Source organism: Bacillus tequilensis, from assembly GCF_012225885.1.
GTDB lineage: Bacteria > Bacillota > Bacilli > Bacillales > Bacillaceae > Bacillus > Bacillus tequilensis.
The window spans coordinates 626,080-639,565 of the sequence record NZ_CP048852.1; the positions used below are offsets into that span (position 1 = coordinate 626,080).

Genomic DNA, 13,486 nt, shown 5'->3' on the forward strand with positions numbered 1-13,486 from the left:
AGGTGACTATAATGGATGAAATGATTCAGAAAGTACAACTCTGGGTAAATGCTGCTTACTCTGGAAAGCCTGGCTTCGTTCCAGCACCTGAAAATGGGAAAACTGGTTGGTCCACGATGTATGCTTTAACTAGGGCTTTGCAAATTGAACTTGGAATCTCTACACCTGCTGATAATTTTGGACCAGGAACTGAAGTAGCGTACAAATCATGGGGAGAAATGGAAATTGGGCGTATTCCTACTGATGACAAAGGAAAAAGAATTGTGCTAATTCTTCAAGGAGCAATGTATTGTAAAGGTTACAATCCAACTGGATTTACAGGAACTTTTGGAGAAGGGACTAAAGCTGCAGTAATTAAATTACAAACTGATGCGGGACTGCCTATTCGTGACGGGAAAGTTTATTCCTATATATTTAAAGCATTTTTAACTATGGATGCTTATGTGCTCACATCTGGTGGTAATTCTAGAATTAGAGAAATGCAAAGAGATCTTAATTCAAAATATTACAAAACATCTGGAGTCCAACCATGTGATGGTTACTACCAAAGAGGGACTAATAAAGCTTTAATATACGGTATTCAAACAGAAGAGGGAATTGCTCCCTCTCTACAAACGGGATCAATAGGGCCTTCTACGACCAACCTTTTACCAACTCTGAGCATAGGAAGTACTAATGCAAACTTTGTTAAGCTCCTTCAATATGCATTATATGTAAATGATTTCAATCCAGGAGAATTCAATGGACAGTACAGTACACTATTAAAAAATGTAGTTAGTGAATTCCAACAGTTTGTTAAGTTGCCATCCGATGGAGTTACAGGAAAACAAACTTGGCTTTCTTTGTTGCAGAGTAAAGGAGATCCTAATCGCAAGGGTACAGCTTGTGATTGTATAACAGAAGTTACGCCTGCTAGAGCTAAAGCTTTAAAAAATGCAGGCTATGAAACAATTGGTCGTTATCTTGTAGACATTCCAGGAGGATTGGAGAAAAAAATAAAACCTGGCGAATTAAAAACTATTTTTAATGCTGGTTTAACTGTTTTTCCGATATATCAAACTTATGGGAATAATTCAAGTCATTTCAGTGAAGCTCAAGGGAAAAGAGATGCTCAAGATGCTTTTACAGCTGCCAAAAATTATGGATTTAAAAATGGAACAACAATATATTTTGCCGTGGATTTTGACGCTTTAGGAGATGATATAACTAACAAAATTCTTCCACACTTTAAGGGCATTAATGAACAAATGAAATATCTGGGGAATCGTTATAACGTTGGAATATATGGTGCCCGGAATGTTTGCAGTCAAGTATCGCAGAAAGGTTGGGCAACAACCAGTTTTGTAAGTGATATGTCCACGGGATTTAGTGCAAATTTAGGCTATCCATTGCCAAAAAATTGGGCATTCGATCAAATTTCAACTATTAGTGTTGGTTCAGGAGACAGTAAAATTGAAATAGACAATAATATTAAGTCGGGACTTGATAATGGGGCTTCAAGTCTTGATTTCTCAACTGATCTCAATCAAGAGCTATACAAGCAATTATATGAAATTCAACTTTTAGGCCTTCAATATACAAACAATGATATCAATCAAGCGAATAAGCTTACAACCAACTATTATCGTCGCAAAAGATATGAATCATTAATATGGACATTAACTTCTGGACAATTTGATAAAGACTTTGAGGAATATGTTATTAGTGCTGTAGGAGAAAATAGTTTTGTCTATGCAACTGATCCCGTTTCGAAATCTGAAGTTATTGATTTTCCTCATCTTATGGCTACATTATCTGCTCTATTGTATGCGAATCTTCCGTTAGTTGGAACTACACAACAAGATTTAGCAGGGTGGGGTGGTGATTTATTTACTGTTGCTGCTGATGTATATAAAAATAGAGATAAGTATAGTGGCGACAATGAAACAAGAACATATAAAGCTGCTTACGACTTGATCGGTATAAAAACATCGGCTGGCAACTTTGATAATTCGGATTTCCTTGGAGATATCGATGCTATTAACATCGCGCAGATCTTATTAAATAATAACACTAAGCCAATTTTAAATGCAGTTCAAGAGTATTATAATAGTCTTGTTTCCTCAAGATATAAGCTATTTTATAAAAATAAATTTAATAGTAATGAAAATAATTTGAGACTGAATGCGAGTAATATTATGATTGGAGATAATCCTGATATTACAGCGGCAAGGGTAGCCCTAAGGGGTTCAATGCAAATGGAAGTCCCTTATTATACGGAAGAAGAGGGAGAAATTATGGCAAATGCATTTGCTGATAAAATACTAGACCTTGTAGCAAGTGAATAGAAAATTTAGAGTAGAGTACCATACATTTCAAAAAATATGGTACTCTATATTTTAAGATCTTAAGAATATACAACAAATTATAAGTTCAATTTTCTTTTTGATTTAATGGAAGGAAAGAAAGGGGAAAACATGAGGAAATATTTAGGGATAGTGTCACTTATCATGCTGTTATTCACATTGTGTTTTCTACCCTATATCCATTGGGCGCTTGGAATTCTAGGGATAGTTGTGGGGGGTATTATAGCATTCAAAGCACCTAAAGGGATTGCTAAGTATCTCTCTATTTTTATCCTGGCACTCTGTATTCTTTTACTCCTATTATTGATCGTAGCAGGCCTTTTGATGGCGGGTTTAGTCGGGAAGTAACGATTATGTATAACCATACTACATTTGGTCAAAACTAAAATTTTAGAAGTATGATAAAGCTATAAAAGATTACTAAAAGTAAGACTAAGCTTTCAAAAACTCAACAGCCCTTTTATTTCTCAATGGAATATCCATTTTGAAAATAGTAGACTTCAAAGACCGGTTTCTTTTTTACAAGAAATTCTTTTCGGCATAAGCTGAATTTGATTTGCCTAAACGGATCGTATACAAAGAGGTTCACTGTTTTAAAAAATTGATTAATACATAAATCTTTTTCATCATAAATAAGTTAAATCCTAATATGGTGAAATGAAGGAATCTGCTGATTTCATTAAATGATATTCACGGATATCTTCATGGTATCTGTTTAGATAGACAGTTCTAAAGGTAAATTTATTTTAATAGGGCGTAACAGATGGTTTCTTGGATTGAATATCAACGAAATAATATTCTGCACCACTCATTATAAACTGGAAGAAATGCGCTAGCTTTATGAAAATACAACCAACTTACAAATTCTCCTCACATCCGCCTACTAGAATATAAAGAAGATTACTCACGTTCCCTAAACAAGCAGAGCTAGGCATATGGGAGCTATTTTCTGTTTCTTAAAGCAGAATATAATAATTAAAGGTATCTTTATAAAACAAAAAGGCTTGTGGAGAAATTGTTTCTATACAAGTTGGGTTTACTAAAGATGGGATTTTATTGTTTTAAGTTCCATTTAATTGAATGAGTCTAGATATATCGAAAGTATGCTGTTGATTTCCTCCCCATGCTAAGAGAACATTTATGCATAATTTTTTGATACTTATATGTTTCAGGAATTCTTCGCAACTATTTTTTTACAGGTATTTGCAATTTTACTTTGAAAGCAGGTATAAATATATTATTACAACTCAGAAAACACTCTATATTAGGTTCATATAATATAAGAAACTTATAAATTTTAATTTTTTCAATAGAGACTTGGGAGTAATGGGAGAAATTAAAATTTTTCTAAAATTGTATTTGTCTAGCACTTTGTAATCTTTTATTCGTGTATATGGTTTTATTAGACACCTTGGCAAAGGTTTTATAGATGATACTTCAAATTTTAAGCTTATTTCAAATAGATTAAAACAAGATTTTTTTCAAAAGAATCTTAATTTACATTAATTTTAATAAATTTCTATCATACTTATTCATTTTTCAGAAGGAAGATATGGAAAAACCTATATTTTTTAGGGGGATATGTTATTATAATTGTAGATTTAAAATATTAAAAAGAAAAGAGGAATTCTAAAGATGAAAAAGTTAGTAATGACCCTGTTTACAGCAGCACTTTTGGGAGTTGCCATTTTCGCAGGCGGGTCAGAAGCATTAGCTATGGATTCGAAAGGTACAATCAAATTTAAAACAGATGCTAATACATATACGAAAAGAGCTACTTCCATTGTGGTTACGGGTACTTTGGCTAGGGATTTAGATAATGGCTTTTCAGTAATTTTAGCAAATAATAAAGGTAAAGTAATAGCCAGAAAAGATATTTTGCATAGTATTGGTTCACGTAATTTTCGTGTGAGTTTTTCAACGAAAAATCTTCCTGCAGGTAAGTATGATGTGTACGTTGCACAGGAGTGGGGAGGAAGATATTGGTCAGGTGAACTAAAACATTATATTACAGTCCAGCATTAATACGGCTGTATAAGTATTAACCTCTTGTTGTTAAAAAGTTTAGCTTTAGAACTTTGTCATTCTGTGAAATATTAATTTTTCAATAAAGGTATCTTAATCAATTCACTGTACTGATAAAGATACCTTTTTATCTTTAAAAACAACAAGGTCATGAGTGTTTTTCAAAGCTCGTATCGCTAGCCGCAATGTAGTTGTCTTATAAATGAGAATATCCATTTGCTCCACCTCATCCCGAATCCCAATCCCAGGCTCCCACGAATCAATCATACGGATCGATTAGCTTCCATTGCATTCGTTTTCTCTCCTGTACGATACAACAGCTGTGCCATTACGTAGTGATAGTAGATCAGTTCAACCTGATTCGCGTTATGTTTGTCATAGAGCATCTGCTCAAAGGCTTGTTCTGCTTTCTCAAACTGACAACATTTCACGTAAGCGACACCCAGATTGAAGTAGGCTTCTATCGTTTTTTTGCCGTCAACGTGGAGCTGATTTCATTTGCCGCTTCGTATAATTGAATGGCTTCTTCATGATGACCTCTCGCAAAGCTTAGATCTCCGCGTACCAGCAGAATCCTGTGTTGAAATGTAGGGGGAAATCGGTTGGTCTTCGATTTCATTTAAAATCACTTCTGCTTTTTCCTGTTGCCCGGCTTTTAAAAAACAGCCTTGCTTTGAGTGCATGTCCCCAAACCTTTAGATCATGGGCATCGTGAGCGTCAGATTGTTCAAGAACCTTTAGGCCGTGGCCAACGCATTGCGGACGACGAACCGTTTTTCATTGATTGATTTATCTATTTGTGCTGTGCGCCCGAGCTGGTAGGGATAGTATTTAAGAAATCGCTAAAGCTCAATTCTTTCCAATCAGCGCTGACCCAAATAATGCTGTTGAATGCTGCCAACCTGGAGAATTATTTACACAGGAATAGGCGGCTTCAAGAGCGATTGTGGTTTTCCCATGCCGGCCCAGCCAGTGATTAAACAGACTGGTGACGGAGAAAGCATCCATTGCCGTATCGCTTCCATATCAAAGCTGCGCCCGATAAAGTGTCCGGCCTAGCGTGTCAGTAAGTTATGCGTAATAGGCTGTTCTGTAAGCGCATTCGTTTTATAGCCGGGCATGTCATGAAACAGCCGTTTTACTGTGTTTTCAATTTCATTTTCACTTGGAGCTCCGAATGACCCATCTTTTCGCAGTGTTTTCGCTTTTTTGAGGCAAGACGTCACCCATACTGGCAAGGCAGGTTTGATGACTGGGATGGTGGTCGTTTCCAGCAGATCGGTCAACCACTCGATAGCGAAGTCAGTCTTGTCGAGAATGATCTATATCACCCCGAACAGTTTTCCATCGTCGCTCCTTCCGGGAATATAGTTTTCACCCATCTGTCCGATCCATTTGATCATGTTTGCGGAGATTCCCAGCTTGCGCGCGATTTTGTCTATGTAAGACTGTCCCTTTTTCCTTCTGACTTTATAATCAGGATGAAGCTTGAGCGATTTGACGACAGGTGCCAGCAGTTGTGCAAATTGTTTTCGGTTTTCAAGTTCAGCAATAAGCCTGCACCTCCAATTAGTACTATTTTATCAATCCAGCGTTTTGGGTATATGAGAAAATAATAAAGTACAGTGCGGCTGTCCTTTATACAGCAGGAAAGGCTTTTGCACGTCTTGAAAAGCAGATAAAATGGGGGCAGTAACATAGAAAACAAAAATGTATGCACTTACATTTTATTTTCTAAAGAAAGGAATTTGCCAAATGACTCACACAGTACCTCAAAGCATGAAAGCGGCTGTTATGCACAGCACAAGAGAGATCAAAATTGAAACATTGCCTGTGCCTGACATCAATCATGATGAAGTGTTGATTAAGGTGATGGCTGTCGGGATTTGCGGATCGGATCTGCATTACTATACAAACGGCAGAATCGGCAACTATGTGGTGGAAGAACCGTTTATCCTTGGCCATGAATGTGCGGGTGAAATTGCCGCCGTCGGATCGTCTGTCGACCAGTTCAAGGTGGGAGACCGCGTTGCTGTTGAACCTGGTGTCACATGCGGACGCTGTGAGGCGTGTAAGGAAGGGCGCTATAACCTTTGCCCAGATGTACAGTTTTTGGCTACACCGCCGGTAGATGGCGCGTTTGTTCAATACATCAAAATGCGTCAGGACTTCGTTTTTTCGATCCCGGATTCACTTTCCTATGAAGATGCGGCTTTGATTGAACCATTTTCTGTCGGCATTCATGCAGCGGCGAGAACAAAGCTTCAGCCCGGATCAACGATTGCGATTATGGGAATGGGGCCTGTGGGGTTAATGGCTGTTGCGGCAGCTAAGGCATTTGGGGCAGGCACAATTATCGTGACTGACTTAGAGCCGCTGCGGTTAGAGGCTGCGAAAAAAATGGGCGCGACTCATGTCATCAATATTCGTGAACAGGATGCGCTTGAAGAGATTAAAACCATTACAAATGACAGAGGCGTTGATGTTGCTTGGGAAACAGCGGGGAATCCAGCGGCATTGCAACCCGCACTGGCTTCTGTACGCCGGGGCGGAAAATTGGCGATTGTCGGTTTGCCTTCGCAAAGCGAGATTCCGCTCAATGTGCCGTTTATTGCGGATAACGAGATTGATATTTACGGGATCTTCCGGTATGCCAATACGTATCCGAAGGGAATCGAATTTCTCGCTTCCGGGATTGTGGACACGAAGCACCTTATAACGGACCAATATTCACTGGAGCAGACGCAGGAGGCGATGGAACGCGCCCTTCAATACAAAAATGAATGCTTAAAAGTGATGGTATATCCAAATTGCTGATTAAACAGGGAGGATCTTTGCATTCTCCCTCTTGCTTATCAAAAATGAAAACGGATTCTTGGGGTGGGAAATGATGATGGAAACAGAAAAAGCAACGGCATTGAATATGAAGCATCATGGCCTGTCCTGGTTTGAGCGAATCGGCTATGGGTTCGGTGATATGTCATATAATATTATCTTTCAGTTTGTAAACGCATACCTGCTATTCTATTATACAGATGTCGGCGGCATTCAGCCTGCGGTCATCGCCACTTTGTTTCTAGTTGTGCGGGTGCTGGATGCTATTTTTGACCCGATTATGGGATTGATTTTAGACAAAACGAACACAAGGTGGGGAAAGGCAAGGCCATATTTGCTGTGGGTGGCATTTCCTTTTGCGTTATTTACGTTTTTATGCTTCACGACGCCTCATTTAGGTGAGACGGGAAACATGGTCTATGCGTACATCACCTATATTCTGCTTGGGATGTCCTTTAGTATGCAAACGATTCCGGTGAACAGCTTAACGGGGCGGATAACAAATTCTGTGGAGGAACGAACGATTCTGACCACAACCCGGATGATTTTGGTGTATATCGGCATCCTTTTATCGATTTCCTGTGCAACACCGCTTGCAACTGTTTTCGGAGGAGAGGATCAGGCGTTTGGATTTCAGATGACGGCGCTCATCTATGCGGCGGTCAGCATCGTTTTACATCTATTTAGTTTCTTTACTGTGCGGGAGCGGATTCAGCCTAAAAAGAGAAAAAAACAAGGGATCAAAAAGACGTTGTCTGTTTTGTTTCGAAACAAACCTTTACTGATGCTGACTTCGTCATTTTTGGCTTTTGCGATCGGGTTTAATATGAAGCTCAGCACAATGGTGTACTATTTTACGTATAATGTGAACCATAAAGAATTTGTGTTTATAGGCACTGTTTTATTTTTCGGATCAGCGCTGATCAGCAATCTGTTTATTCCTTTCTTTTCTGAAAAGTGGGGCAGAAAACAAGTCATGATCATCACGGCGGCTCTATCGATTATTTCTTACGCCGGCCTGCATTTTACGCCGTATTCTTCAATTACACTCATTTTCGTTTGGCTTTTCGCTTCGGGATTTTTTACAACGCCTTTGAACACGCTTGCGTGGGGAATGGTTGCGGATTGTGTCGATTATGCGGAATGGAAGACAGGAGTTCGTGCCGACGGAGTGGTGATTTCGAGCATGAGCTTTATTAATAAGCTGGGTGTGGCGTTAGCCGGGTCATTTTCGGCCATTTATTTAGGAATCGCCGGATATGTGGCGAATGCAGACCAGACAGTTGCGTCATTGAATGCGATTAAAAACATGAATGCTTTGATTCCGGGATTTTTCATTTTGCTTTCTATTATTCTCATTGCCTTCTATCCTTTAACTGAAAAAAGATATAAGCACATCATCTCTGAGCTTGAGAAAAGGTCTGCGAGATAAATAGATGTAAAATTTTTAATATTCAATATTGTATTTATGGCAGAAAGTAATATACTGAGACTGTAATCTAGAAAAGATAAATGAGTGTGATCATATGCGTAGTCATTCTGTTGTTTGTATTGGAGAACTGTTAATTGATTTCATTTGTACCGATGTTGATGTTGATTTAATGGAAGGGCGTCATTTTTTAAAAAGTGCCGGCGGGGCACCGGCGAATGTGGCGGCAGCGATTGCCAAACTGGGCGGAGACGGGGCTTTCAGCGGAAAAGTGGGCAAGGATCCGTTTGGGTATTTTCTGAAGCAAACGTTGGACGCTGTACACGTCGATACTTCTATGCTGGTCATGGATGAGAAAGCGCCAACAACGCTTGCTTTTGTTTCATTAAAACAAAATGGAGAGCGCGATTTTGTTTTTAATCGAGGCGCGGACGCTTTGTTTACGCTGGAGGATATAGACCAGGCAAAATTAAACGAAGCGAAAGTCCTTCATTTCGGCTCTGCAACGGCGCTGCTGTCAGATCCGTTTTGTTCAGCCTATTTACGGCTGATGTTGATTGCGAAGGATAAGGGACAGTTTATCTCGTTTGACCCTAACTATCGTGAGGATTTATGGAAGGGAAGGGTTTCAGAGTTTGTAAGTGTCGCAAAAAAAGCGATTACTGTAAGTGATTTTGTGAAAGTCAGTGACGAGGAGCTTGAGATTATCAGCGGTGTGAAGGATCATGAAAAGGGTGTAGCGATCCTTCATGAGATCGGAGCCAAGATTGTTGCTGTGACACTTGGGAAAAGCGGGACGCTTCTTTCGAATGGGAAGGAGAAAGAAATCATTCCGAGTATTCCAGTTACATCAATTGACTCAACGGGAGCGGGAGACGCTTTTGTCGGCGCCGCTTTATATCAATTGGCAAACACGGACCACATTCAATCTGTTGATGCTGATTTTGCGAAGCTGCGTGAGATTGTGGCGTTTGCCAATAAGGTGGGCGCTCTTGTGTGCACTAAAATCGGGGCGATTGATGCACTGCCCAGCATGGAAGAGATTGAAGTTCATTTGTGACAATCGAGGATGTTTCTTGAAAGTCTTAGGACTTTGGGATGCATCCTTTTTCATATTGTGCTTAAATGTTAAATTCGGGTAAAAAGTTATGTATTTTCTATTGGAATGTCACTTTTTATTAAAAATGTGAAACTTTTAACGATAATAAATAGTATATGTAGTAAGAAGTTTAATGAAATAGCGGAGGAACCACATGATGAGTATAATAACGAGATTCAAAGATATTATGTCGGCGAATATGAATGCTTTGTTAGACAAGGCTGAAAATCCAGAGAAAATGGCAGATCAATATTTAAGAAACATGAATAGCGATTTGTCTAAGGTAAAGGCAGAAACAGCAGCCGTTATGGCTGAGGAGCAAAGGACAAAAAGAGAATTACGTGAATGCCAGGCAGACATGGAGAAAATGGAAAGCTATGCGATGAAGGCGCTCCAAGCGGGGAATGAAGGCGATGCGAGAACATTCCTTGAAAGAAAAACAACTTTGGAATCAAAGCTTTCTGAGCTGCAGACAGCGAATCAAATGGCTGCTGCCAATGCCGCGCAAATGAGAAAGATGCATGACAAACTGGTGTCTGACATTGGAGAGCTGGAAGCACGCAAAAATATGATCAAGGCGAAGTGGGCAGTAGCGAAAACACAAGATAGAATGAACAAGCTGGGCGCTTCTGTTTCGGGTGCCAGCCAATCAATGTCTGCATTCGGCAGAATGGAGGACAAAATAAATAAGGCGCTTGATCAGGCGAATGCAATGGCTGAACTGAACAGCGCTCCGCAGGATGATATTGATGATCTGACTGCTAAATATGATACTGCCGGTTCAAGTCAGGTGGATGATGAACTTGCGGCGTTAAAAGCGAAAATGATGCTCGATAAATAATACATAGGAGGCCGCAGCTTTTCGGCTGCGGCACATTTTATCATAAGATGTGAGAGGGAACGGTAATGATAATATCTTATAAGTGCCCGAACTGCGGCAGTGATATGGCATTTGACAGTGAATCCGGGTCGTTATCCTGCGGCAGCTGCGGAAGACAGGACAATATTGAAAGCCTTCCGAAAGAAAACATTGCGGCGCGGTTTTCTGATGATGAAGCAAAGGAATATCAATGTGAAAACTGCGGTGCCGTTTTAATGACGGAAGCTGAAACGACAGCGACGACGTGCAGTTTTTGCGGAGGTGCTGCTATACTTGCCGATCGTTTATCAGGACATTTGGCGCCGGCGAAGGTTATTCCATTTACAATCAGTAAACAAGAAGCAGAGCAGGCATTTCGAAAGTGGTGCAAAAAAGGTCTTCTGACACCAAGAGGTTTCATGTCGGCCGATCGTATTAAAAGCATCACCGGCATGTATATTCCATTTTGGATGTTTGATTTAAATAGTGAAGTACAGGTGACAGCGAACTGTACCAGAGTCCATCAATATGAAGAAGGGGATTATATTTGCACGGAAACAGAGCACTTTGAAGCGTTTCGTGATATCAATCTCGATTATTTGAAAATCCCTGTCGATGCCTCTGAAAAAATGAAAGATGAATTAATGGATAAATTGGAGCCTTATTCATACGATGAGCTGAAAGACTTTCAAACGGCATATTTGGCCGGTTATATTGCGGAAAAATACAATTATACAGATGAGGAGCTTTTTCCGAGGGCAAAAGAGAAAGTCAGCAGTTATATAGATTCATACATACATTCTTCTTTTTCCGGATATACGTCAGTCAATGTGAGGGACAAACATATTCACACGAAAAACGTGAACAGCTTTTACGTTCTGCTTCCCGTTTGGATGGTCAGTTACAATTATGAAAGAGCAGAGCATACTTTTGCGATGAACGGGCAAACAGGCAAGGTTGTCGGAAAGCCGCCGATCAGTTCAGGAAAAGTGGCGGCGTGGTTTAGCGGAATAGCAGGCGGGACATTTCTTGCGTTGAAGCTCGTCTCATTGATGATGGGAGGCGGATTTTGATGCGGGGATTTTTCGGGAAAGCGATTCTTGTTGTGCTGGCTGTTTTCATCATAATGCCGGTACTGGGAATTGAAGCGGCAAGAGCTTCTGAATCACAGCAGCATGTGTATGACCATGCTCATCTATTATCAAAAGCAGAAATCAAAAAACTCGAATCTCTCTCGGCAGAGCTGGGGGCAAAGAGAGACACTGATTTCATCATTATTACGACAAAAAGCACGAACGGTGAGGATATTGCCGATTATGCCGGCGACTTTTATGATCGTTACGGAAAAGGCAGTACAGCCATACTAACGCTCGATATGGCAAACAGAGAGGTATTCATCACCGGCTACAAAAAAGCTGAAAAGTATTTGGATAACAGCAGGCTAAACAGCATCAGAAATACGATTTCATCTGATTTATCAAATCAAGATTATTTCAAAGCTTTTCAGACATATATTCAGCTTTCTTATAAAGATATGGGCATAAAACCGGGAATCAATCCCGACAACATATTCTTTACATGGTGGTTTCAGCTCATTGTTGCCATCGCAGTCGGAGGCATCGCGGTTTCAATCATGCTTTATCATGCAGGCGGCAAAGCAACGGTTAATGGGAATACATATATGGATCATCGTACGTCCGATGTGATTGATCAATATGACACCTATATCAGAACAACTGTAACGAGAGAAAGAAAACCGTCAAATGATAAAGACAGCGGCGATGGCGGGGTTACGAAAGGCGGTACGTCATACAGCGGAAGCCGCGGCAGTTTCTAAAAGTAAGAAATAGAGAAAGGGAGAGGCATAATGTCGTTTTTCAGAAATCAATTAGCGAACGTGGTTGAGTGGGAAGAATTTAGAGATGATATGATTTTTTATAAATGGAACAATCGTGAAATTAAAAAAGGGAGCCGTTTAATCATTCGTCCCGGGCAGGATGCTGTGTTTTTGAGCAATGGCAGGGTCGAAGGGATGTTTCAAGATGACGGTGATTATGATATTGAATCTGAGATTATTCCATTCCTATCAACATTAAAGGGCTTTAAGTTTGGGTTTAACAGCGGCATGCGCGCCGAGGTGCTGTTTGTTAATACGAAGGAATTTACCGTAAGATGGGGAACAAAGCAGGCGATAAATATTCCGGCAGCGGGAATGCCTGGCGGGATGCCGATTCGCGCAAACGGCACATTTAATTTCAAGGTGCAGGACTATATCAGCTTGATTGATAAAATCGCCGGCGTGAAGGATCAATATTTTGTAGAGGATATTAAAACCCGGATCACTTCCATTCTGGATCAGCTTCTTATGAAGTGGATCACTAGAGAAGGGAAAGACATGTTTAATCTCCAAGCCAACGCTTTTGACATTGCGAAGGGGATTCAAGAAGACTTAGATATGCAATTAATCGGCGACGGAATGACGGTCACTGGTTTTCAAATCATGAGCTTTAATTACCCTCAAGAGGTTCAAGATATGATTACAAAGAACGCTTCCTATGGCATGGTTGGGGATGTAAACAGATACCAGCAAATTTCAATGACGGATGGAATGGCGTCCGGAAAGATGAGCGGAGGCGGTACGGCTTCTGATATGGCTGGAATGATGATGGGAATGAATATGGCCAACCAGATGATGAATCAAATGAATCAGAATCAGCAGGCGCAGTCATCAGGGTCACAGTCATCTGGCAGCGGAAGCAAACCCAATTTCTGTCCGAACTGCGGCACAAAAACCGGTGAAGCTAATTTTTGCCCGAATTGCGGCCAAAAGCTTGTGTGAGAATGATACAGTGAAAAGTCCGGAGTGGTCAGACACTCGGGGCTTTTTTTATGCG

The 13,486-nt window shown here is 40.3% G+C and carries 9 protein-coding genes and 1 pseudogene; 9 read left to right on the top strand and 1 reads right to left on the bottom strand.

Features of this window, described 5'->3' with window-relative positions:
* Positions 1–11 precede the first annotated feature (11 nt).
* Together G4P54_RS03345 and G4P54_RS03350 are read left to right on the top strand one after the other, a co-directional pair.
* Complete coding sequence (locus G4P54_RS03345) at positions 12–2,327, top strand: glycoside hydrolase domain-containing protein (protein WP_167871761.1); 2,316 nt, start codon at positions 12–14, stop codon at positions 2,325–2,327.
* Between the two features lie 1,653 nt (positions 2,328–3,980).
* Positions 3,981–4,370, top strand: coding sequence for a hypothetical protein (locus tag G4P54_RS03350; RefSeq protein WP_167871762.1), 390 nt, complete (start codon positions 3,981–3,983; stop codon positions 4,368–4,370).
* 246 nt (positions 4,371–4,616) lie between these two features.
* Here G4P54_RS03350 and G4P54_RS03355 read toward each other — a convergent pair.
* Positions 4,617–5,923 (bottom strand): annotated as a pseudogene (locus G4P54_RS03355) (tetratricopeptide repeat protein); the annotation flags it as partial.
* 202 nt (positions 5,924–6,125) lie between these two features.
* Here G4P54_RS03355 and gutB point away from each other — a divergent pair.
* From gutB to G4P54_RS03390, 7 genes are all read left to right on the top strand, one after another.
* Complete coding sequence (gutB, locus tag G4P54_RS03360; RefSeq protein WP_167871763.1) at positions 6,126–7,187, top strand: sorbitol dehydrogenase; 1,062 nt, start codon at positions 6,126–6,128, stop codon at positions 7,185–7,187.
* 73 nt (positions 7,188–7,260) lie between these two features.
* Positions 7,261–8,637: an MFS transporter gene (locus G4P54_RS03365; protein ID WP_167873812.1), complete on the top strand. Its 1,377-nt coding sequence runs from the start codon at positions 7,261–7,263 to the stop codon at positions 8,635–8,637.
* A 94-nt stretch (positions 8,638–8,731) separates the two neighbouring features.
* Positions 8,732–9,694, top strand: coding sequence for a carbohydrate kinase family protein (locus G4P54_RS03370; RefSeq protein WP_167871764.1), 963 nt, complete (start codon positions 8,732–8,734; stop codon positions 9,692–9,694).
* 196 nt (positions 9,695–9,890) lie between these two features.
* The gene (locus tag G4P54_RS03375) at positions 9,891–10,574 is read left to right on the top strand and encodes a PspA/IM30 family protein (protein ID WP_167873813.1); all 684 of its coding nucleotides are present in this window, start codon (positions 9,891–9,893) and stop codon (positions 10,572–10,574) included.
* Between the two features lie 65 nt (positions 10,575–10,639).
* On the top strand, positions 10,640–11,665 hold the full coding sequence (locus G4P54_RS03380; protein ID WP_167871765.1) for a TFIIB-type zinc ribbon-containing protein: 1,026 nt from the start codon (positions 10,640–10,642) through the stop codon (positions 11,663–11,665).
* Positions 11,665–12,429 carry a TPM domain-containing protein gene (locus G4P54_RS03385; RefSeq protein WP_167873814.1) on the top strand — a complete coding sequence of 255 codons (765 nt, stop codon included), beginning with the start codon at positions 11,665–11,667 and terminating at the stop codon, positions 12,427–12,429. Before G4P54_RS03380 ends, G4P54_RS03385 begins: the two co-directional genes overlap by 1 nt.
* Before the next feature lie 30 nt (positions 12,430–12,459).
* Positions 12,460–13,431 carry an SPFH domain-containing protein gene (locus tag G4P54_RS03390; RefSeq protein ID WP_167871766.1) on the top strand — a complete coding sequence of 324 codons (972 nt, stop codon included), beginning with the start codon at positions 12,460–12,462 and terminating at the stop codon, positions 13,429–13,431.
* Positions 13,432–13,486 lie beyond the last annotated feature (55 nt).

What these genes read in the sequence shown, in the direction of transcription:
- G4P54_RS03345 (WP_167871761.1), top strand. Translation starts at nt 12, where the DNA reads ATGGATGAAATGATTCAGAAAGTACAACTCTGGGTAAATGCTGCTTAC.
- G4P54_RS03350 (WP_167871762.1), top strand. Translation starts at nt 3,981, where the DNA reads ATGAAAAAGTTAGTAATGACCCTGTTTACAGCAGCACTTTTGGGAGTT.
- gutB (WP_167871763.1), top strand. Translation starts at nt 6,126, where the DNA reads ATGACTCACACAGTACCTCAAAGCATGAAAGCGGCTGTTATGCACAGC.
- G4P54_RS03365 (WP_167873812.1), top strand. Translation starts at nt 7,261, where the DNA reads ATGATGGAAACAGAAAAAGCAACGGCATTGAATATGAAGCATCATGGC.
- G4P54_RS03370 (WP_167871764.1), top strand. Translation starts at nt 8,732, where the DNA reads ATGCGTAGTCATTCTGTTGTTTGTATTGGAGAACTGTTAATTGATTTC.
- G4P54_RS03375 (WP_167873813.1), top strand. Translation starts at nt 9,891, where the DNA reads ATGAGTATAATAACGAGATTCAAAGATATTATGTCGGCGAATATGAAT.
- G4P54_RS03380 (WP_167871765.1), top strand. Translation starts at nt 10,640, where the DNA reads ATGATAATATCTTATAAGTGCCCGAACTGCGGCAGTGATATGGCATTT.
- G4P54_RS03385 (WP_167873814.1), top strand. Translation starts at nt 11,665, where the DNA reads ATGCGGGGATTTTTCGGGAAAGCGATTCTTGTTGTGCTGGCTGTTTTC.
- G4P54_RS03390 (WP_167871766.1), top strand. Translation starts at nt 12,460, where the DNA reads ATGTCGTTTTTCAGAAATCAATTAGCGAACGTGGTTGAGTGGGAAGAA.